Raw genomic sequence first — 20574 nt, forward strand, 5'->3', positions numbered from 1 at the left:
CATGGCTCGTGCCAATCGTCCGGCAACGGAACTGCAATGCCCAATCCGGCTTTTTACAGTGCTGATGATGGTATCGGCGCCCGGTCAACCTAGGCAGAGAACACGACCAGATGAAGAGCAAGCCGACGCGTCACACGATCGGGATCGAGGAAGAATATCTGCTGGTCGACCTGGAGACCCGCGCCTTGGTGCCCAAGCGCAATGCGCCGTTCTTCGCAGCCTGCCGCAAGGAGCTCGGTGAGCAGGTGACGCCGGAGCTGTTCCAGTCGCAGATCGAAATCGCAACCGGCGTGTGCAAGACAGTGGGTGCTGCCCGTAAGGAACTCTCGCAGATGCGTGCCACGATCGCGGCGATTGCCCGCGAGTACGGCATGGCACCGATCGCCTGCTCCACCCATCCCTTCTCCCACTGGGACGAGCAGCGCACGACCAGTGGTGCCCGCTACAGTAAGATCGCGCAGGACTATCGCCTGGTCGCCCAGCGGGCGCTCGTTTGCGGCATGCACATCCATGCCGGCATCGAGGAAGAGGACGAACGCATCCGGGTGATGAACCGGCTCGTCCCGTACCTGCCGCTGTTCCTGGCACTCTCGGCCTCGTCACCATTCTGGCAAGGCCATGCCACCGGCATGAAGGCGTTCCGGCCGACAATCTTCGGCGAGCTTCCCCGCACCGGGATCCCGCAGGTATTCGCCGATTGGGCGGAATGGCAGGCATTCACCCACCTGTTTGCCAAGACAGGTTTATGCACCGATTCCTCGAAGATCTGGTGGGACCTGAGGCCCAGCCTGCGCCAGCCGACGCTCGAGCTGCGCGTCGCCGAGATCTGCACGCACTTGGAAGACACGCTCACGCTGGCAGCCATGTACCAGTCTCTGCTGTCGATGTTCGCGCGCACCGAGGATCCGGTGCCGCACCGGTTCCAGAAGCTCGTCACCGAGGAGAACAAGTGGCGGGCACAACTGAGCGGCGTGGCTGCCGAATTGGCTAGCCTTGAGCGCGAGCGTCTCGTTCCAGTCCGTGAACTCGTGGCCGAGCTGGTGGACGAGCTGGCCGAGGACGCCGATGCCCTCGGCTGTGGCAGCGAGCTTCGTCGGGCGAACGACATCGTCGCACGCGGTACCAGTGCCGATCTGCAGATTAGCGCCTGGCAGGCAGCAAAGGACGCTGGGTTGGACGACGATCAGGCCGGCACAAAAGTCGTCGACCTGCTGATCGGGATGACGGTCGACGGTACCAAGACGAAGTACCGCCCGACCGTAAATGCCGTCAGTGCTTGAGCCAGCTATTCCGGCACGATGATCTTCTCGGAACCCTCCAACAACTTGGGCATGCTCGCGTGGTTCAGGTGTTCGATGGCCGCCTCACTTAGCGACAAGTGCACGGCACCGATCAGCTCGTCCAGCTGCGCAACGCTAGTGGCGCTCGCAATGGGGGCGGTCACCGATGGCCGCGCCATCAGCCAGGCAAGCGAGATCTGTGCGGGTGTCGCACCGGTGTCGCTGGCAATGTCGTCGAGCGCCGATAGGACTCTCATCCCACGAGCATCGAAATTGCCTCCCATCCCGTGGCCACGCACGCTCTGCGACAGGTCGGCTTCGCTGCGGTACTTGCCGGTAAGGAAACCCTTGGCCAGCGAGAAGTAGGTAACGACGCCCAGGCCCTGCTGCTGCGCCACCTCCTCCAGGGCGACCTCGTACGCCATCCGGTCGTACAGGTTGTAGTGGGGCTGGAGGACCTCGAACCGGCCAATTCCCTTGGCTGCGGAGACATCCAGCGCTTCCGTCAGCCTTGGCGCCTCATAGTTCGACGCGCCAATCGCACGCACCTTGCCAGCCTTCATCAGCCGGTCGAACGCCTCCAGCGTTTCCTCCAGTGGCACATCTGGATCGTCCTGGTGAGCGAAGTACAGGTCGATCCGGTCGGTCTGCAGGCGGCGCAGCGATGCCTCGACTTCCTCCGCGATGTAGCTGGCCTTCAGGCCCTTCTTGCCGCCACCCATGTCCATGCCGACCTTGGTGGCGAGCATGACGCGGTTGCGGGCGCCACGAGTCTTCATCCAGTTGCCGATAATCGTCTCGGATTCGCCACCCTGGTTGCCCGGACCCCAGGTCGAGTAGACATCTGCGGTGTCCAGCGCATTCAACTCGGCATCGACGAACCGATCGAGGAGGTCGAAGGACGTCTTCTCGTCGACGGTCCAACCGAGAACGTTGGTGCCCAGCACGAGCGGGGCGATCTTCAGGCCCGAACGGCCGAGCTCTCGCAGTTCCAATTTCTTCTCCGTCGCATATCTGAGCCGGACATCAAACGTGTGAATTGGTCCACTCTGTCGCAGAATAAAGGGGGATGGTCAGCCACCCTCCCCTCACCCATGCCTGATCACACGACGCACTTGGTCATGCCGCCGTCGACATAGTAGGTCGTGCCCACGCTGTAGCTTGCCCGGGACGAGCACAGGAACACGAAGAAATCGGCGACTTCCTCAGGCGATGCGAACCGCTTGATTGGTGCCCATTCATCCGCGATGCCCTGAATATAATCCTTCCAGGTGCGGTCCGTCCCTTCAGTAAGTTGAGTGGCGGTCTTTACCCAATCCGGCGTGAGGGTCAGGCCGAGATTGATCGCGTTCACCCGGACGTTGTGCGGGATCAGCTCGTTCGCGAGGTTCTTGGAGAACATCACGAGCGCGGCCTTGGTGGTATTGTAGATTGGTTCGTACCAAAGCGGCTGAGTGGCGCAGATCGAGGCGTTGTGCAGGATCACTCCACCACCGCGCTCGATCATGGACGGTGCAAAGCCCCGTCCCAGCCGGACGGCTGCCATGACGTGCAGATCCCAATAATATTGCCACTTGTCGTCGGCAGCTTCACGGATCGTTTCGTTGCTGCCGGTTCCGGCGTTGTTGATCAGGATGTCTGCACCACCGAACGCCTTGGTCGTCTCCGCGATCAGCTGCTCGCATCCCTTCGCCGTCGCGACGTCGACGCCCACGGCGAGCGTACGGGTATCATGCCTGGTCGCGACCTCGGCCGCCGCTTCCTCCGCCCGTTCGACCTGACGTGCCGCGATCACCACGTGCGCGCCTTCCGCCGCCAGGCCATGGGCCACCGCACGGCCGATGCCGATACTGCCACCGGTGATCACCGCCACCTTGTCGCGAAGCCCCAGATCCATCGATCGCCTCCCCTGTACCAGTCCGGCGGAGCTGCCGGCTCTCTTCCTCAACGTCTGCTGCGCAGCACTTCCAGCACGATCTGGCGCGCCTCCGCATCGACCGTCGGCGTGACGCCTCCCCAATGCGCGAAGCCGGGCACCGCCTGGTGCAGCAACATGCCAAGCCCGTCGACGATCCTGTGCCCCCTTCGCCGGGCCCGCGCCGTCAGCTCGGTCTCAAGCGGAACATAAACGAGCTCCGCAACTGGCGCCGAAAGCGGCAGCCCATCGAGCTGCAGGTCGTGGTTCGGCTGTCCCTTCATGCCGAGCGAGGTCGCCTGGACCAGCAGCCCTGCCCCTTCCAGAGCTGCGGAGCGCTCCTGCCAGCCGACAGCATCGATCCTGCGGCCCTGGAAGATCAGCCTGAGATCGGCAGCCAGGGCATCGGCTTTCGCTACGGTCCGATTCACGAGGCGCAGTTCCAGCACCCCCGCATCAAGCAATGTGATGGCGACGGCACGGGCAGCACCTCCGGTGCCTAGGAGCACCGCCGGCCCCTGCTCCGGCCGCCAGTCCGGCGCCTGCTCGCGCAGGTTCGCCATGAAGCCGGCGCCGTCCGTACTTGTGCCGATCAGGCTTCCGTCCGACTGCACCATCACGGTGTTGACGACGCCCATCCTGGCCGCGACCGCATCGCGCAGGTCGACCGCAGCGAACGCGGCTTCCTTGTGCGGCTGGGTCACGTTGCAGCCCAGGAAGCCCAGCTTCGGGAGCATGCGGATCGCAGCGATCGCATCATCGGGACGCACGGCCAACGGGACATAGGCACCGTCGATGCCGTGGCGGCGGAACCAGTGGCCATGGAGCACCGGTGACAGCGAGTGCGTGATCGGCCACCCCATGACGCCCGCCACGCGTGCCGCCCCCGTCGTCAGCATCCCTGACCTCTCCCGATCAACCGTTCCCCGGTGGTGCCACGCCCGGCTGCCACCGTCGAGCCCCAGGCATCGGACGCTTCATCCGACGTCGGATATGAGTGACAGTGGAAGATCGATATCCGACGTCGGATGATGCTTCGGCTTGCTCCCGTCGGCGCGGCCGCGTAGCGATCGGTCCATCGGAACATCGATCGGACAGGCGGTTCTTCATGGCGATGACGATCGCGATCGCCAACCAGAAAGGCGGGGTCGCCAAGACCACCACCACCTTTCACCTCGGCCACGCGCTGGTCCGGCGGGGGCTGCGAGTCCTCCTCGTGGATGACGATCCTCAGGCCAGCCTCACCGTCTATGCCGGTCACGATCCGCGGACACTGGAGGCGAAGGACCTCACGCTCCACGCCCTCATGTTCGACCGGCAGGATGCGCGGTCGGTCATCATTCCTGGCGAGCCAGCCCTGTTGCCTGCCTCGATCCGGCTTGCATCAGCGGAAACCGAACTGACTGCAGCCTGGAACGGCGCAACGATCCTGCGCGACAAGCTGCAAACGGTCCTGTCCATGTTCGATGTCGTCCTCATCGACTGCTCACCGTCGCTGGGTCTTCTCACGGTGAACGCCTTGGCGGCAGCGAACCAGGTACTGGTGCCGGTCAAGACTGACTATCTGTCGATCATGGGCGTGTCACTCTTGTTTGATACAATCGACAGGATCCGCACGCGCCTGAATCCGGAGCTAGGCGTGCTCGGCCTGCTCCCGACAATCCACGACGCGCGCAACAGGCACGACAAGGAAGCATTGGACGAATTGATCGCTGCCATGGGGCGTCATCATCATGTCTTCGCGCCGGTGCGGCGCACCACCGCCTTCGACCGTGCTTCGGTGACGTCAGCCGTCGACGAGGTGAGGGCGGATGTCATTCGCGGAATCGAGGAGGTTGCCGATGCCATCGAGCGCCAGGTCCGCTAAGCCGGCGCGGCCGACGCTTCGCGATCGGCTTGCCGCGGACTCCCTGTTCAAGACGTCGGTCGATCTGCCGAAGATCGTCGAACTGGACTTGGCCACGATCGATCCCGATCCGGACCAGCCCCGGCGTCATTTCGACGAGCAGGCCATCGCGGAACTGGCCGGCTCGATCGACGTGCACGGACTGCTCCAGCCGATCCTGGTCCGCCGCAGCGAGACGCCGGGACGATGGGTCATCGTGGCAGGCGAACGTCGGTGGCGCGCGACGAGGTTCCTGGAGCGCCCGACCATCGCGGCGATCGTCAGCAACGGAGATCCGCTCGAAATTGCGTTGGTCGAGAACCTGCAGCGTGAGCAGCTCGGTCCATTCGAGGAGGCGGCCGCCGTGGAGCGGCTAATGCAGGACAAGGGCTGGACGCAGGACGAGGTGGGGAGGGCGGTCGGCAAGCGCCAGAACACCGTTTCGGCCCTCCTGTCGCTCTCGCGGCTGCCGGAACGCATTCGCGAGGAATATGCCGCGACTCCGGGCATTGGAAGATCCCTCCTGGTCGAACTGGCACAGGTCCAGGAGGAGGCAGAGCAGCTTCGCCTATGGGACCTGGCAAAGTCCGGACTCGCGACGGTCCGTCAGGTTCGTCTGGCGCGACGCAGCGAAGGGACCCAGAAGCCTCCGCTGCCAGCTGCGAAAGCAGATCGCCTCTCCGACACCGGCAGGCGATTGCTGGCCGACCTGGACCGCGTCGCTCCTGGCAAGCTGGACCCGTCGACCCGCGTCACCCTGCAGATGCTCTGGGAGAGGCTGGGCAGGATGCTTGCTGCCCAGCATGAAGAATCCGCGGCGTCGACGTCACGTCGCTGATGAGCCATGCAAGGTCGTCGTCGCGGGAACGAACGTTAGAGGAGGAGCAGATATGTCCTCTCGGTCGCTAGTCGAAGCTTCCCCGTCGGGCGAAGCCACTCACGCGTTCCAACTGTCTTCCAACCGCCTGCTGGCGACGCTGAACATGGATGAGCGGCAACTCCTTCTGCCGCGCAGCGAGCTTGTCGAGCTTGAAGCCCGTACGCTGCTCGTGGAAAGTGGCGACGACGTCGTCCATACCTACTTTCCGCTCTCCTCCACCATGATCTCCCTGGTCCTCGTCATGGAAGACGGCTCGGTTGCCGAGGCCGCGACGGTCGGGCGGGAGGGTGCCGTCGGAGGCATCATCAGCGGTGGGCATAAGCCTTCCTTTGCGCGGGCGCTGGTCCAACAGCCCGGCCGATGCATCAAGGTGGAGACGGCCTGTATCGAAGAGGCAAAAGCAGCTAGGCCTCGGCTCCATGACTTGTTCGCGCGCTATGCAGACATACTGCTTGCGCAAGTATTGCAATCTGTCGCTTGCAATGCACTTCATTCCCTCGATAAGCGCTGCTGCCGGTGGCTGCTACTGGCACGAGAACGAACCGGTAGCACTCGACTTGACATTACTCAGGAAGCTATCGCCCAGATGTTGGGTGTGCAACGGACAACAGTTACCCGAACGATCGGTCAACTTGCAGCTCGCGGCCTTGTCCGGCAATCCCGCGGCAAGATTACGATCCTCGACTTGCCGCAGCTCGAGGCTGCGGCGTGCGAGTGCTACGGTGCGGTGCGCCGGCATGCGGCCCGGGTGCTGCCTGAGATCTTGCGTCCCCAGGACAACTGACGGAGAACTTCTGCAAAATTGCATGTCCATCGATGTATATGTCGACATGAGCACGGACGGGCCCCGGCGTTCGTGCTTGGCTCTTGCAGATGGAGTGCCGTCCGGTTCTGCTCGGGCGGCCAGGCGGTGAGCTCCTCAGTTGAGGGGGAGGGGTCTGGTGCAGACAGCTGTTGCCGGTAGCAGTACCGCAGTTCTTCTCGTCGAAGACGACCCGGTCATCGCGCTGGATACCAGCATGACGCTGAAGGCCCTCGGCCTCACCCAGGTCGAGATCGCCGCCACGCTCGAGGAAGCGTTTGCCGCGCTCGAAAGGGTGACGCCGCACCTCGTCGTCATGGACATCGATCTTCGCGGTATCATGAGTTTTGGCCTGGCAGAACATCTGGCGCGCCAGAAGATCCCGTTCGTGTTCACCACGGGGTATGGTGAAGAGTTGCCACTGCCAGCCGAGTTCCTCGGACGACCCGTCGTCGGCAAGCCTTATGATCTCGAGGAGCTGCGGGTGGCTCTGGCGCCCTATCTCCAGACGGCTTCGCCCACCATGCCTGAGGATCGAAGCTTCTGAGGCGACAGTGCATTCGCACCACGCACATTCCGCTGAACGGATGAACATGCGAATCTGCTCCTGCCCATCTACAGGAGACAGTCGATGTCGAGCCAGCAATCCATCCACCCAGGTACCCGCATCGGGCACGTTCACCTGAAGGTCGCCAACCTGCAGCGCGCCCTCGACTTCTATTGCGGCGTGCTCGGCTTTCAGTTGATGCAGACTTATTGCGATCAGGCCGCCTTCATCTCGGCTGGCGGCTACCATCACCATATCGGGCTCAACACATGGGAAAGCCTCGGCGGCTCGCCTCCGCCGCGGGGGACGACAGGCCTGTTTCATACCGCCATCCTCTATCCGACCAGGGCTGCCCTGGCCGATGCGCTCCACCGGCTCATCCGCGCAGGCATTCCGCTGGACGGTGCCAGCGACCACGGCGTGAGCGAGGCGCTCTACCTTCGGGATCCGGACCAGAACGGCGTCGAACTCTACTGCGACCGACCTGAGGAGCTCTGGCCGCGCGAGCAGGACGGCAGGCTGCAGATGGTCACCGTTCGCCTCGACCTGGACGGGTTGATGGCGGAACTGGGCAAGTAGACGCAGCACTGGCGCACTCCGTGGCGTCTCGTGCGGCCGGCCCCGGGATGGCGGCGGTGCTTGAGCTGACTTCCGCCAGGATCCACGTACGGAATGCCGTGACCCCCGGGCGCTCGCGGCTCCGCTTGGGCGCGACCAGGAAGTAGGAGAATTGCGGCACCGACAGGGAAAGCTCGAACGGCTGCACCAGCCGCCCCGCCGCCAGGTCATCGGCAACGAGGCTGGTCGTGCTCAACGCGATGCCCTGGCCATCGATGGCCGCCTGGATGGCAAGCGCGCTCTGGTGGTAGTGGATACCGTGCAAGGCCTCGATGTCGCCCAGGCCCGCCGCCAGCAGCCACATCCGCCAGTCCGGCCAGACGTCTCCCTGCGCCCGCCAGCCCTCGTGGATCAGGGCGTGAAGCCGCAGGTCGGACGGTTCACGAAGGGGAGGGTCCCCCTGGGCCAGCCTGGGGCTGCAGACCGGGAACACCTCCTCCTCGAAGAGCCGGTCGACCCGTAGACCGGGATAGACGCCACTACCGAAGCGGATGGCCACATCGACCTCGTCGCGCGTGAGGTCGACTAGTCGGTCGTTCGCATCCACGTGCACATCCAACCCAGGATGCTCGGCGCGGAAGCGGTGCAGCCTCGGCACGAGCCACTTGGCGGCAAACGAGTAGCTCGTGCTGATCTTGAAGGCGGGCCTCTTCGCGCCTGCCACAACCCGCTCCATGGCCTCCGCCAGGCCCGTCATCGCCTCCTCGACAGCGGCCAGCAGGATCGAGCCGGCACTGCTCAGACGGACCGAGCGGCTGGTGCGCAGGAAGAGCCGGACGCCGAGCTGGTCCTCCAGGCTGCGAATCTGTGCACTGACAGCAGCCGGCGTGACATGCAGTTCCTCGGCAGCGCGCGTGAAGTTCAGATGGCGGGCAGCGATCTCGAATGTACGCAGCGTATTCAGTGCCGGGATGCGTCGGGCCATCTACGATCATCAACTTCCCTTTGAAGATTCTGCAAGAAGGCTTCGCTGGGAAGACCTCACGTTTCCCCGCATAACCTTCATGGTCCAGGGCAGCGTCATCAAATGGAGGTTGAAGATATGCTGATCATCGCCAGATCGTCCAGGTCTCCTGCAGCAACAGGCGTTCTCGCACTAGGCAGCAAGATCGGGCGTGCTTTCGCCCGCTTCTGCGCCTATGTGCAGACCCGGCAGACCAACGCGCTTTTCGACCTGACCGAGCACCAGCTGCGCGACATCGGCGCGGATGCAGAAACCGTCGCGCATGTGGTGGAAACGCGTACACTGAACTCCTTCCGCGGCCCGGGAGGACGGATATGGGTCCAGCTGATGCATCGTGGCCCCGGCACCTGACTTGCCCGCGAAGACATCAAACGTCCTGGGGATCGTGCTGGTCATCGGCGCCTACTTCCTGTTCGCCGTGCAGGACGCCCTCATCAAGCTGCTGGTGACGGACGTCTCGGTGCCGCAGATCCTGTTCGTGCGCAGCGTCGTGATCCTGCTGTTCTGCATGCTCGTCGACCGCCGATGCGTGGAACGATCCATCCATTCGGCGGTCAAGATGGCGATGCTCGGGCGTGGCCTGGTCCTGTTCGGTGCCTGGCTCTTCTACTACTCTTCGGCACGCTCGCTGCAGCTGGCCGAGATGATGACGATCTACTTCGCCTCGCCACTCATCGTCGTTCTCCTGGCCGTGCCGCTACTGGGCGAGAAGGTGTCGACCAGCCGCTGGGCGGCGATCGCGGTCGGCTTTGCCGGCGTGGTCCTTGCCTGCCGGCCCACTGAGCTCGACCAGCCAGTCCCCATTCTGATGGCACTCGCTGCGGCGGTGCTCTGGGCCTATGGCATCATCCTGATCCGAAGCCTGGCGAACGCAGAGAGCACGTTCATGCAAATGTTCCTGACCAGCAGCGTCTTCCTGGTCGGCTGCGGCCTGAGCCTGCCCTGGCTATGGGTGACGCCCAGCGGGATGGAGGCGCTGCTGCTCCTTCTGGTGGGCCTATTGGCCGCAGGCGCGCAGTTCATGCTCTACGAGGGCATGAAGCATGCACCGGCCTCGGTCGCAGCACCGCTCGAGTTCACCGCCCTGATCTGGGCCTTCGGCCTGGGCTTCCTGATCTGGGGCGATGTTCCTGTCCTGGCCGTCTTCGCCGGCGCAGCACTCATCATGCTGAGCGAGCTCATGGTGATCACCAGCGAGATCCGGCGCACGCGCAGCGGCAAGACCGCTGTCGGTCGTGCGATCTAGCGGGCCACGTAGTTCGGCGAGTTGCTGAGATGGAGTCGCGGAGCTGCGAGCGTGGCCGGCAGATTGTCCGTCCACTCGTTCCACACCCCGCTTCCCAGGGAGAACGTGCGAAACGAGATGCTGACCTTCCCGCTCGTTCCGGAGCCGGCGATCGACAGGAAATCCTTCGAGTAGCCCCGACCGCCCAGCACGATCCTGGAATCGCCGGTGATCTGGTTCCGGGCGAACCGGATTCCGAGGATCTTGCGCCCTGTCAGGGTAAGCCGTGAGTTGCGCTCGCACGACAGCAGCGTCCTGCCCAGCACCGCGAGCTGCCGCTCGCAGCTCCTCGAGTTCTGGTTGTTGTTCGCGATGCGAAGAACATGGGTGAAGCGGGCGAAGCTGTTGCGGTCGATGAACAGGCGGTCGACGTTGCGCGCAAGGATGGCAGTGGGACTGTTGCTGCCGCTGAAAAGGTTGTCGGAGATGATGACATTGCCGACGGTGCGATCCACATAGGTGCCGCCTGCCTTGGTGTCAGGTTCCTGGCCGACGTCGATGCACAAGTATCCGCAGATCCGGAAGACATTCTCGTCGACCAGGAGGTTGCGGGCCTTCTCCTTCAGCGAGATCGCGTGGTTGAAGTAGCCGTCGAACAGGTTCTTGCGCGCGACCAGCGTCCGGGTGCCATGGATGCGCAGTCCATAATCCGTGCGGACCTTGCCGATCCCGCCTGCTTCGCTCACGAGCAGCTTGTTGCGGAAGACATTGTCCTCGACCAGGACCTGCTCGATGTCGGTCTCGTTCTTGCCGTAGAACAGCAGGCCAAAATTGGTATTCTGCAGGAAATAGTTGCGGCTGAACGCAAGATGGTGGCCGCTGAGCACCTCGATCCCGCTGGCATAGGCGGATGCTTCCGTTGCAAACGCGATGCCGCGCACGCGCAGATAGGCCGAATTGACGATCTTCAGTTCAGTGTTCTTGAACACTGTCCGGCCGGAGCCGATGAGCTGGTGATTGCTCACCACGATCGGCTGTTCGGCATCAATGCGGATCGGGCGGCTGGCGGTCCCTAGCAAGGAGATGGTGGCGCTCGGGTAATTCCCGGGCAGCAGGATCACCCGGTCTCCTGGGCGGATCTCCGCCAGGAGTGCCCGGAACGCCTTCGGGCTCGCGCGGCTGCGCCCCGTCCCGGATCCCGAGGGACTGGCATACAGCTTTCGCAGTGGCGTTTGGGTCCAGTCGATGCTCTGCAGGACGATAGGGTCGGCCTCCAACGGGGGAGGGGAGGCCGATGACGCGGGAGTTGCAGCGAACATCGGCAGCGCGAATGCCAGGAGCCAGCCCAACAGGCCACGGTGATCCATGATGACTCTGGCCCTCGGTCATTCTCCTCCGTCCGCATCGTTGGACAGAGTTCTGTCGAGGTAGGCTATGTTGCCGTTCCGAACGCAGCAACGTGGTTTCCGGACGCACGAGAATGATCATAGGGAAGACACGGCAGTGCTGCCCTCAATCATTGATTCCCGTGCAGCTGCGATGTGCCTCGCAGTCATGGGTGAGGTCCTTGCCGGTACAGTTGCCGCTTTTCAGGCTGAACCCGATCGGGATGTCACGGTAGAGCGCCGGAGGCGCGAACGTTGCGGGAGTGCCTTCCGTCCAGCTGTTGAAGTCGGCGCCGTTCTGGATGAACGGACGCAAGCAGATCTCGATCGGGCTCGTGTTCGCGGCGTTCTTGATCGACAGGAAATCGCCGGGATAGCCACGGCCGGCCATGATGAACTGAATGCCACCGCTGATCTTGTTTCCATCGAACAGCACCCCGCTGTTCTTTCGGCCGATCTGCGTCAGCCGGGAGCGGACTTCGCAGCCCCCGAGCTTCCGACCGACCAGGTACAGCTGGCGCTCGCAGCTTTTCGAGTTCCGATCGTTACTGGCCATGCGCAGCGGCTCGGTGATGCCGCTGAATTGGTTGCCGATAATAAAGATGCGTTCCACGTTGCGCGCGAACACGCCCATCGAGCCATCCTGCAGACCGCTGAAGCTGTTCGAGCGGATCACCACGTTGGCGACCTTGCGATCGGTGCTGCCACCGGGATGCGTGGTATCCGGTTCCTGCCCGCCCTCCACGCAGACAAGTCCGCAGATCCTGAAGCTGTTCCGCTCGATCAGGACATCGCGGACAATCTCCTTGAGCGACACGGAATGGTTGAAGTAGCCGTCGAAATGATTGTTCCGCACGACCATGGTCCGGGTGCGATGCACCCGTTGCCCATAGTCCATGCGCACGCCCCCGACCCCTCCAGCCTCGCTGCCGACGATCATGTTGCGGAACACATTGTTTTCGAGCAGCACCTGGCTGACATCGCCGCCGCTCGCGGCCCCTAGAAGCACTCCATAGTTGGTCTGCTGGAAGAAGTAGTTCCTCGTGAAGGCCAGGTGATCGCTGTTCGTCGCGGTGATCCCGCTGCCGCCTCTGCTCGGGTCGACCTCGAAGGACAGGCCCGTGATCCGCAGGTAGGAAGAAGCATCGATCTGCAGGCTGCTGTTCCGGAATACCGCCTTCCTTGATGTCGCCACCTGATGCCCCGTGCCAGCAACCACCGGATGTTCGGCCTCGATCCGGATGGGTCGAAGCGCGGTACCGTGCGCGGTAACCTTGGCGCTCGGATAGGTGCCCGCCAGAAGGATGATCCGGTCGCCCGGTTTCAGGCCCGGCAGCAGCCTGCCCAGCGCTCGCGGCGAACTACGGCTCTGGCCGGTCCCGCCACCATTCGGGTCGGCATAGAATGTGCGAAGCGGGGTTTTGAACCAGTCCACGCTCGCATAAGCGATGGGCGCTGGCGTCATCACGGGCGCGGTCGCAGCCATGGCGCCTGGAACTGCAGAGCCCAGAAGCACCGCCGCCGCCAGAACCCATCCGATCATCATGTTCAACTCTCTCGTGCGCCGTCGGCCGCTGAACGTCGAACAGTAGTGCTAGGTCATCCCGGTGGGATCGCAAGCTCCGCGTTTGCGTCCATGTTGCGCTGCCGCTCGATCGTGCCGCCCAGGGCCTCCATCAACGCCCGGCACTTCAGGCGTACTTCCGCGAGTTCCTCCATGGGGTCGGAGAGATCGATGATGGCACCACCGGCGCCGATCCGGACCTGCCCTCGGTGGCAGACGGCCGTACGGATCGTGATCGACAGGTCGACGCTGCCATCCAGCCCGACATAGCCGATGGCGCCCGAGTAGATCCCGCGAGGTCCCCCCTCGAGCCCGTCCAGGATTTCCATGGTCCGCAGCTTGGGCGCGCCCGTCATCGATCCGCCCGGGAACGCCGCCTGGATGCAGTCGATCGGCGAAATGCCGTCCGCCAGCTTGCCCCGGATCGTCGAGACCATCTGGTGGACGGTCGCATAGCTCTCGATGGCGAAAAGGTCGGGGACGTGCACGCTGCCAACCTCGCAGACGCGTCCCAGGTCGTTGCGCAGCAGATCGACGATCATCAGGTGCTCCGACCGGTCCTTCACGCTCGACCGGAGCCGTTCGGCCAGGGCTGCATCCTCCTGCTGATCCTGGCCACGGCCGATCGTGCCCTTGATCGGCCGTGCCTCCACGACGCGATCATGCCCGATCTTGAGGAAGCGTTCTGGTGACGACGACAGTACCGACAGCTCGCCAAAGCGCAGGAAGGCGGCGAACGGCGCGGGATTGCCTGCGCGCAGGCGCCGATAGGCTGGAAAAGGATCGACGCTGCCATGGGCGACGAACTGGTTGGTCAGGCAGACCTCGTAGCTCTCGCCGCGCCGGATCGCCTCCTTGGCCAGTCGGATCCGCCGCAGATAGGCTCGATCGTCCAGCCTTGGAGCGAAGAAGAGCGGCAATGCGGGAGGCGGGGGAGGGGCCAGGTCAGGGGCCGTCGCCAGCCCCTCGATCGTGTCGGCAAACCACTTCTCCACCCTGGCCCCTTGAACAGCCAAGTCCAACGCCACGAGCACGATCCGGCGATCCAGGTGATCGAAGGCGACGATCCGGTCCGCCAACAGGAACTGCGCATCGGGCAAGTCGCTATGGTGCGGTGCAAAGGCGCCGGCGCTCGCCTTCAGTTCATAGCCGAAATAGCCGACCCAGCCCGGGAGGAAGGGCACGTCGAGCCCGGCTGGCCTTGCCATTCCGCGCTGCGCCAGCCACCGGGCGAGGGCAGCAAAGATAGTTCCGTCCTCAACTTCCAGATTGCGCGCGATGCCTTCCTGCACGGAGCATGAAATCAGTTCCGCCCATGGACCTGACGCATCGCCCATGAACGACCACTGCGAATGGCACGAATCATCGGCAGCACTGTCCAGCCAGAACGCATGTTCCGCTGTGCCAAATAGCGCGGCGAAGGCCCGCTCGGGCTCGGCAAAGCAGTCGATCGTGCGGCTGAAGATGCGGAACTCGCTGGTGCGCTGGGCCCCGTCTGGTTTGGGCGCTTTCAGCGGTACCGGCCCGAGGCGGGAAGGCCGCGCGTCCACGAGTTCCAGGAAGTTGCGAACCAGTCGGCCGCCATGCTCGCTCGAGATGGACTCCGGGTGGAACTGCACGCCAAACAGGGGGCGCTGCCGGTGCCGGAGCGCCATGATCACGCCGTCCTCCGTCCAGGCCGTCGCCTTCAGCGCCGGGCCGGGATCGGTCACGAGGAGAGAGTGGTAGCGGACCGCCTGGAAGTCCTGCGGCAACCCGACGAAGAGTCCGGTGCCTGTGTGGATGATGCGGCTGGGCCGCCCGTGCATGACGGCGGGAGCGTAGTCGATCCGGCCACCCAGATGCGCGGCAATGCCCTGGTGGCCCAGGCAGACGCCCAGGATCGGTCGGTCGAAGAACCGGATCAAGGCGCCGCCGATGCCGAAATCGCTCTCGACATCCGGCCGACCGGGGCCGGGCGAGATGATGATGGCATCAGGATCGATCGCCAGCACCTCGGCCATCGTCACCTCATCGTTCTTCACGACGAGCGGCGGGCAGCCGCAGACCTCGCCCACCAGCTGGGCGAGGTTGAAGGTGAAGCTGTCATAGTTGTCGACGAGCAGGATGCGCATCTTTGGTCCGGTTGAAGGCCAGCCGCCGCAGCGTTGACCAGCCAGAGCCGTCGGCACAAGGGGTCCGCTGCGCCCATGTCGCATCTACGATGACCCGGCACCTCTCGGATCGGCCAGAACGCTGTGGTACGCCTCGCCCAAGGGTGCTGCGACGGCCGGCCGGCCGGCGGACCAAGGCAGATTCGAGGAGCCTCGCATGTCGTTGCCGAACCAGCCGTCCCGCCGCGAGGTTCTGAAGCTCGCAGCCGGGTTGCCGATCGTCGGCCTGCTGGCTGGCTGGCCAGGACCATCGCTCGCCCAGTCGGTGGAAGACGATCATCTGATGAAGCCCGGCCAGTTCAGCTGGCATCCCGACCGCTCGCCGGAAGGACCGGTCGCGATCATCGTGTCAATCCCGGACCAGCTGGTTTCCGTCTATCGCAACGGGATCCGCATCGGCGTCTCGACCTGCTCAACCGGGCGCCCCGGCCATGCAACGCCCACCGGCGTCTTCACCATCCTGCAGAAGCAGACGGAGCACCGTTCCAACATCTACGACGGCGCGTCCATGCCGGACATGGAGCGCCTGACCTGGAGCGGGATTGCCCTGCACGTGGGCGGGCTACCGGGCTACCCCAGCTCTCATGGCTGCGTGCATCTGCCCCATGCATTCTCCGACAAGCTCTACGCCATCACCCATGTCGGCACGGCCGTGATCATCGCGGACGAGGCGAGCGCGCCGAACGAGATCGTGCATCCCGGCTTGGTGCTGTCGACCGCGGCCGAGGCGGAGATCGACCAGGTCCTGAAAGGGATTGGCAGCCGTTCCCTGCCACCGGTGGACGGAAGTGCAGCCCCTGTCGAGCCGGTCTCGATCCTGGTGTCCGGGGCCGACCGGCGGTTCGTCATTCTGGCCGGCGGCGACACGGTGGCGCAGGGTCCGGTCACCATCGTCGATCCCACCAAGCCGCTGGGCTCGCATGTCCTGATCTTTTCACACGTGACGGGCGACAGCTTGGCCTGGCAGGCCATCTCACACAGCTCGGATGGCGGGATTCACCCCGACCAGCCGGCTACCGCGATCCTGCCGAGGATCCAGGTCGATGCCGATGCACGACAGGCAATCGCGGAGCACCTGCACCCCGGTGCCCTCCTGATCACGACGGACCTGCCGCTCACGCCGGACCGGCAGAGCGGCAAGGACTTGGTCGTGATCTCGTCGCAGGACGCGTGAGCGGTCAGTTCTGTGGCGTTGGCCGCATGACGCCGTTCGTGTCCCGCCGGAGCGGCGCCGGCTGCTTTGGCAGCGGTGCGCCTGGTGCCTGCGCGATCGTTACTCCATGCGGCCAATCGGCCGGCGCGATCGCCACGTAGCGGGCGTACCCACCGGTTCCGCCCTCTGGCTTGGCGAAGCCGATCGTGACCAGGGCACCAGTTGGCGGAACCTGATCCAGGTTCGTCACGCCCTCGGCCTGGGTGAAGTGGTTGTGCAGTAGCCAGGCTTCGCCTTCGAGCGTGGGCGTGGCGTCGGTGTCGAGCGGTTCGTGGCCATGGAACAGGATCTTGCGCTCGAGGTGGAGAAACTTCAGGGCGTCAAGCCCGACACCGGGGAAGGGCTTGTCGTTGAAATGGGCGATGTCCTGCCACTTCTTCGACCAGTCCGACCGTACGAACACGACCGCGCCTTCCGGAATGCGTCCATGCTGAGTCTCGAAGGCCTCGATGTCGCTGACCTGCAGCGCGTAGCCCGGGTCCTTTTGGACCTGCGGGGACATGTCGATGACGACGAGCGGCCGGACGGCGAACGTCGGCGGCAGGTCGCTGATGGTGGCACCATACTCGTTCCAGTGGGCCGGCGGATCGAGCTGCGTTCCGTACTGGTCAGTTGGCAGCGCATAGGCGGATGCCACGAAGCCGTGCTTTTCGTAGGTGTAGACGTCGCCCTTGGCGACGTAGCCAGGAATATCCTTGCCGGCCACGGCTGCCTTGAACTCGGCATTGCCGAAGCCTGGCCAGACGGGCTGGACCGGCTGGAAGGCGTGGGTCAGATCGATATATTTGGCGGTCTTGAGCTGCTGCTCGTAGACGCTCCACAGGCCCATGTCGGCTGCGTCGGCCGGTGCAGCCAGCAAAAGGCAGAGCGCTGCGCCGGCAGCGAAGTTCCTGAACATGGCGATCTTCCCGCTTGGTGGAGCGACTAGGCTCCACATCAGGCAAGAGGAACGCAAGCCGTTCCAGTGCTCAGCTGGATACCAACCTCCTGGGCCTACTGCACCTCGGTGTTCGGCGGTGCCAGCTGGTAGGTCCGGCACTTCTCGACATGGGCTACGCCCTCGATCCCGCGCAGCTTGCTCAATGCCTGCGGGTCGTCGACGGAGCCGGACACCGTGCCCACCATCGACATCTGGTTCTCCACATGCAGTCCCGCCTTCACCATTGCCTGCAGGACCCGCGGAAAATCATCCAGCTTGGCCTCGTCCACCGAGACCACCACGCTCAGCTTACCCACTCGACGCCCCATGAAATGCCCAATCGGTATATGGCGTCCTCATCGACAATGATAATGTGCACCGCTTCGCTATGCGCGGCAAGTCGTAGCCCGTTCTTCCGGCTCACGAGGACCATGAGAACATAACGTGAACATTCAAGAACGACCGACGGATGACGCCCCGTTGCTTCATTTCCGTCACCAGGAACTATCGGCCATGTCATGCTGAAGTAGAATTACCTCAACAACAGCTCCATCTAAAGTGCGCGAAAGATCACCCGCAGGACGGTGATGTTCTCTCGCTGCACCCTGCAGGGCACCGTTCCGCCTGAAGCGCGGAAGGCGCCTGGTCTCAGCCCGGTGCCTGGATGAGGCCTGCGCCCACGTCTCGCGCCGGCTGGTCGAGCCGCAAGGCTCCCTGGACGAGCCGCGCCCACAGGACCTGGCCACGTGCCGTGGCATCGGCCTCCGCGAACAGCGCGGCGATCCCGGCCACGTGTGGCGTGGCCATGCTGGTGCCGTTGATCGTGTTGTAGAGCGAGCCCGGCCAGGCAGAGTGAACGGCCACGCCTGGGGCAGCGATGTCGATCTGGCCACCCTGCGAGTTCAGCCCGGCACAGGAGAACCAGGCGACCCGCAGGTCCTGGTCGACCGCCGCTACCGCCATGATCGACAGGCAGTTCGCAGGATGGCTGACCGGGCTGATCCGGTCCGGACGGTGGCTGTTGTTGCCGGCGGCCGCGACGATCAGCGAACCCGCCCGGAGCGCCCGCCTGCCGACCTGCTCGAACACCGCCGATGGCGTGGCGCCCGGTCCAACCGGTGCACCCAGGGACATGGAGATCACCGCGCAGCCATTGGCGACCGCCCAGTCGATCCCAGCCAGGATGCTGCCGTCCGAGCCGCTGCCGAGATTGCTCAGCACCTTCCCGGCCAGGATGGTGGCTTCCCCGGCAATGCCATAGCGCGGCAGCCGCTGCGGCTTGAGCGGGCCGCAGGCCGTACCGATGCAGTGGGTGCCGTGGCCATTCCCGTCCTGGACCTCCTCGCCGGTGACGAAGCTGCGCGCGTCGATCGCGCGCCCTTCGAAATCCGGGTGGTCGAGGCCGACGCCGGTATCAAGGACGGCGACCTTGATGCCCTGGCCGGTCCAGCGCGAGCCTGCTACCCGGACAGCCTGCAGACCCCAGGTCAATTCGCTCTCGACCGCCTGGTGTGGCACAGCGCCGGGCATTCGGCCGTCACCGATCAGCCGGTCGAGCACGGCGTTCACGCCATCCCGGTAGCCGCGCAGATAATCGATGGAATGCGCCGCTCCGCTCTCTGAGGGCAGGGAAGGGACCGGGGCTGGGATTCCGATCCCGCCGGTCTGCGACGCATACACGATCCGCTCGGGCTCCACGGCCAGGATGCCGCCATCCGTGCCAACCGAGTTCAGCGCGTGCAGCCGGTCCGGCGAAGAAGCGACCACCGCCACCTGAAGCTCGTCGAACACGACACCATCGGCCTCGGCGAAGGCGGCCGCCGTCGCACGTTCGCGATAGTCATGGGAATGGGCGACCTTCAACCCGGCGACGCTCTTCAACGCGGAGATGCCGGTCTTGGTATCGTCCTCAGGCAGCAGCACGAGATAGCGGCCGGTCTGCCCCGGCACGCTCGACTGGACTTCGTAGGGAGCCTCTGTCCTGGCTGACCGGCGGGTTCCTGACCTTGCCAACCTCTGCTCCTTCAGGTCACGGCGTCGACATTGCGGCGGTGAACTGGCTCATAGGCCGCGAAATAACTGATGGCCCCACGATCGAGATCCGTGCGGACGAAGCTTCGCAGATCCTGCTTCGCAAGCGCCGGCTCGCCCTTGCAGCGCAACAGCTTGGCAACGTAGTTGCGTGTCGCCGTGGTGAGTTCCGGGCCATAGCCGCCACGCTCGATCACGTCGAGCGCGCCGTGGTTGGGCAGGATCCGCCGGATCGGCCAAGCTTCCATCCGCTCCAGGCCCCTCAGGTGGATGGCCAATCGATCGGCCTCCACCACGTAGGTGACGGTGTCTTCCAAGGCATCGCCGGCAAAGAGAAGGCCACGGTCGGGCAGGAACAACACCGTACCGTCCAGGCTGTGGATATCGACATGACGCAGTTCGACGCAAAGGCTGCCGACCGTCAGTTCCAGGCCGTTCTGGTAGGTCCGGGTCGGCATCACCAGCGGCCGGATCGGCGGGTCACCTTCTTCCAGTTGCCGGCGGTGGGCCTGCATCGCCTCGGCCGTCAGGGTGTGCGCGATGATCTCGCAGTCGTCGAACACCTCGTTGCCGGCCACATGGTCGACATGCCAATGGCTCAACACCACTTGGATCCTGCGGATCCCAGCCTCGGTCAGGGTCCGCCGGATGATGCGCGCGTGCTGCAGCGAGATATGAGTATCGTAGACCAGAGCCTGGTCGCCATCGACCAGCGCGTAAGTGCAGACGCCGAGCGAAAAGGCGCCATCGTCCAGCCAGTTCGGCTTGTCCGAGTGGAGCCGCATGCCCTCGATCCGGCCATCATAGAAGGCGATGACGTTCGCCGCCGGCTGAAACACCCGCATCGTCGATCCGAGCTGCTGCAGGCTCATCGTCATCCTCCGTCGCACCTGCGTCATTTGGTGTGCATGGAGGAAAATCCCAGGTTCCGGATCCCGCCATCATCGCGCGGTTCGAGTGGAGGCAGTGTTGGAAGATCGACGGCTTGGCCGAAACCTGCAGATCATCCGGCTGAGGCGGCTGGTCCTTGATCTCGCGATCGGCGTGTTCGACGAGGAGCATGGCCGCACGCAGCCAGTCGAGATCGAGGTGGAAGCCTGGCGGGAAGCCGGCCCCTTCACGAGTGGCCGCTACGAGGACTGCCTCGACTATCACCGCCTGTTCACCCACCTGACCGAGGTCTGGCCCAGGCG

General features: G+C 64.3%; 21 protein-coding genes. 10 read left to right on the forward strand and 11 right to left on the reverse strand.

The genetic code is table 11. The features are described from left to right. Positions 1 to 110 precede the first annotated feature (110 nt). A complete protein-coding gene (locus tag VHL31_RS21380; protein WP_329663267.1) occupies positions 111 to 1280 on the forward strand; it encodes a carboxylate-amine ligase in 1170 nt (389 codons plus the stop codon). A 5-nt stretch (positions 1281 to 1285) separates the two neighbouring features. On the opposite strand, the gene VHL31_RS21385 is transcribed toward VHL31_RS21380, so the two are convergent. The 3 genes from VHL31_RS21385 to VHL31_RS21395 all read right to left on the reverse strand — a co-directional run bounded on the left by VHL31_RS21385 (position 1286) and on the right by VHL31_RS21395 (position 4094). Beyond that, positions 1286 to 2275, reverse strand: a complete 990-nt coding sequence (locus tag VHL31_RS21385; protein ID WP_329663268.1) for an aldo/keto reductase — start codon at positions 2273 to 2275, stop codon at positions 1286 to 1288. A 107-nt stretch (positions 2276 to 2382) separates the two neighbouring features. Next, on the reverse strand, positions 2383 to 3177 hold the full coding sequence (locus VHL31_RS21390; protein ID WP_329663269.1) for an SDR family oxidoreductase: 795 nt from the start codon (positions 3175 to 3177) through the stop codon (positions 2383 to 2385). Positions 3178 to 3224: 47 nt separating this feature from the next. Then, on the reverse strand, positions 3225 to 4094 hold the full coding sequence (locus VHL31_RS21395) for a shikimate dehydrogenase (RefSeq protein WP_329663270.1): 870 nt from the start codon (positions 4092 to 4094) through the stop codon (positions 3225 to 3227). Between the two features lie 209 nt (positions 4095 to 4303). Between VHL31_RS21395 and VHL31_RS21400 the strand changes: the two genes are divergently transcribed. The 5 genes from VHL31_RS21400 to VHL31_RS21420 all read left to right on the forward strand — a co-directional run bounded on the left by VHL31_RS21400 (position 4304) and on the right by VHL31_RS21420 (position 7888). Next, on the forward strand, positions 4304 to 5062 hold the full coding sequence (locus VHL31_RS21400; protein WP_329663271.1) for an AAA family ATPase: 759 nt from the start codon (positions 4304 to 4306) through the stop codon (positions 5060 to 5062). Next, a complete protein-coding gene (locus tag VHL31_RS21405; protein ID WP_329663272.1) occupies positions 5037 to 5918 on the forward strand; it encodes a ParB/RepB/Spo0J family partition protein in 882 nt (293 codons plus the stop codon). The genes VHL31_RS21400 and VHL31_RS21405 overlap by 26 nt, the downstream gene beginning before the upstream one ends. Positions 5919 to 5970: 52 nt before the next feature. Beyond that, entirely contained in the window at positions 5971 to 6744 is a 774-nt protein-coding gene (locus VHL31_RS21410; protein WP_329663273.1) for a Crp/Fnr family transcriptional regulator, read from the forward strand. A gap of 157 nt (positions 6745 to 6901) precedes the next feature. Then, a complete protein-coding gene (locus tag VHL31_RS21415) occupies positions 6902 to 7309 on the forward strand; it encodes a response regulator (RefSeq protein WP_329663274.1) in 408 nt (135 codons plus the stop codon). Between the two features lie 84 nt (positions 7310 to 7393). After that, positions 7394 to 7888, forward strand: a complete 495-nt coding sequence (locus VHL31_RS21420; protein WP_329663275.1) for a VOC family protein — start codon at positions 7394 to 7396, stop codon at positions 7886 to 7888. Here VHL31_RS21420 and gcvA read toward each other — a convergent pair. Then, the gene (gene gcvA, locus VHL31_RS21425; protein WP_329663276.1) at positions 7839 to 8852 is read right to left on the reverse strand and encodes a transcriptional regulator GcvA; all 1014 of its coding nucleotides are present in this window, start codon (positions 8850 to 8852) and stop codon (positions 7839 to 7841) included. The genes VHL31_RS21420 and gcvA overlap by 50 nt on opposite strands. A gap of 117 nt (positions 8853 to 8969) precedes the next feature. On the opposite strand from gcvA, the gene VHL31_RS21430 reads away from it, so the two are divergent. Together VHL31_RS21430 and VHL31_RS21435 are read left to right on the forward strand one after the other, a co-directional pair. After that, positions 8970 to 9242 carry a hypothetical protein gene (locus tag VHL31_RS21430; protein WP_329663277.1) on the forward strand — a complete coding sequence of 91 codons (273 nt, stop codon included), beginning with the start codon at positions 8970 to 8972 and terminating at the stop codon, positions 9240 to 9242. A gap of 1 nt (position 9243) precedes the next feature. Next, entirely contained in the window at positions 9244 to 10137 is an 894-nt protein-coding gene (locus VHL31_RS21435) for a DMT family transporter (RefSeq protein WP_329663278.1), read from the forward strand. On the opposite strand, the gene VHL31_RS21440 is transcribed toward VHL31_RS21435, so the two are convergent. The 3 genes from VHL31_RS21440 to pabB all read right to left on the reverse strand — a co-directional run bounded on the left by VHL31_RS21440 (position 10134) and on the right by pabB (position 15179). Beyond that, the gene (locus VHL31_RS21440; protein WP_329663279.1) at positions 10134 to 11483 is read right to left on the reverse strand and encodes a right-handed parallel beta-helix repeat-containing protein; all 1350 of its coding nucleotides are present in this window, start codon (positions 11481 to 11483) and stop codon (positions 10134 to 10136) included. The two genes, VHL31_RS21435 and VHL31_RS21440, sit on opposite strands and share 4 nt — an antisense overlap. A gap of 145 nt (positions 11484 to 11628) precedes the next feature. Next, positions 11629 to 13047 carry a hypothetical protein gene (locus tag VHL31_RS21445; protein WP_329663280.1) on the reverse strand — a complete coding sequence of 473 codons (1419 nt, stop codon included), beginning with the start codon at positions 13045 to 13047 and terminating at the stop codon, positions 11629 to 11631. A 53-nt stretch (positions 13048 to 13100) separates the two neighbouring features. After that, on the reverse strand, positions 13101 to 15179 hold the full coding sequence (gene pabB, locus VHL31_RS21450) for an aminodeoxychorismate synthase component I (RefSeq protein WP_329663281.1): 2079 nt from the start codon (positions 15177 to 15179) through the stop codon (positions 13101 to 13103). 196 nt (positions 15180 to 15375) lie between these two features. On the opposite strand from pabB, the gene VHL31_RS21455 reads away from it, so the two are divergent. Then, a complete protein-coding gene (locus VHL31_RS21455) occupies positions 15376 to 16392 on the forward strand; it encodes a L,D-transpeptidase (RefSeq protein WP_329663282.1) in 1017 nt (338 codons plus the stop codon). A gap of 4 nt (positions 16393 to 16396) precedes the next feature. Here VHL31_RS21455 and VHL31_RS21460 read toward each other — a convergent pair whose 3' ends face one another. The 4 genes from VHL31_RS21460 to VHL31_RS21475 form a co-directional block, all read right to left on the reverse strand. Further along, a complete protein-coding gene (locus tag VHL31_RS21460; protein WP_329663283.1) occupies positions 16397 to 17329 on the reverse strand; it encodes a cyclase family protein in 933 nt (310 codons plus the stop codon). Positions 17330 to 17424: 95 nt separating this feature from the next. Beyond that, positions 17425 to 17667: a hypothetical protein gene (locus tag VHL31_RS21465; RefSeq protein ID WP_329663284.1), complete on the reverse strand. Its 243-nt coding sequence runs from the start codon at positions 17665 to 17667 to the stop codon at positions 17425 to 17427. A 331-nt stretch (positions 17668 to 17998) separates the two neighbouring features. Continuing rightward, complete coding sequence (locus tag VHL31_RS21470) at positions 17999 to 19363, reverse strand: S8 family peptidase (protein ID WP_329663285.1); 1365 nt, start codon at positions 19361 to 19363, stop codon at positions 17999 to 18001. An 11-nt stretch (positions 19364 to 19374) separates the two neighbouring features. Beyond that, positions 19375 to 20253 (reverse strand): MBL fold metallo-hydrolase, encoded by an 879-nt coding sequence (locus tag VHL31_RS21475; RefSeq protein ID WP_329663286.1) that lies wholly within the window; start codon positions 20251 to 20253, stop codon positions 19375 to 19377. A gap of 97 nt (positions 20254 to 20350) precedes the next feature. Here VHL31_RS21475 and VHL31_RS21480 point away from each other — a divergent pair. Next, positions 20351 to 20574 (forward strand): dihydroneopterin aldolase (locus tag VHL31_RS21480; RefSeq protein ID WP_329663287.1); only part of this gene is annotated, 224 nt, incomplete at its 3' end.

Origin of the sequence: Geminicoccus sp. (genome assembly GCF_036263595.1) — a bacterium.
GTDB lineage: Bacteria > Pseudomonadota > Alphaproteobacteria > Geminicoccales > Geminicoccaceae > Geminicoccus.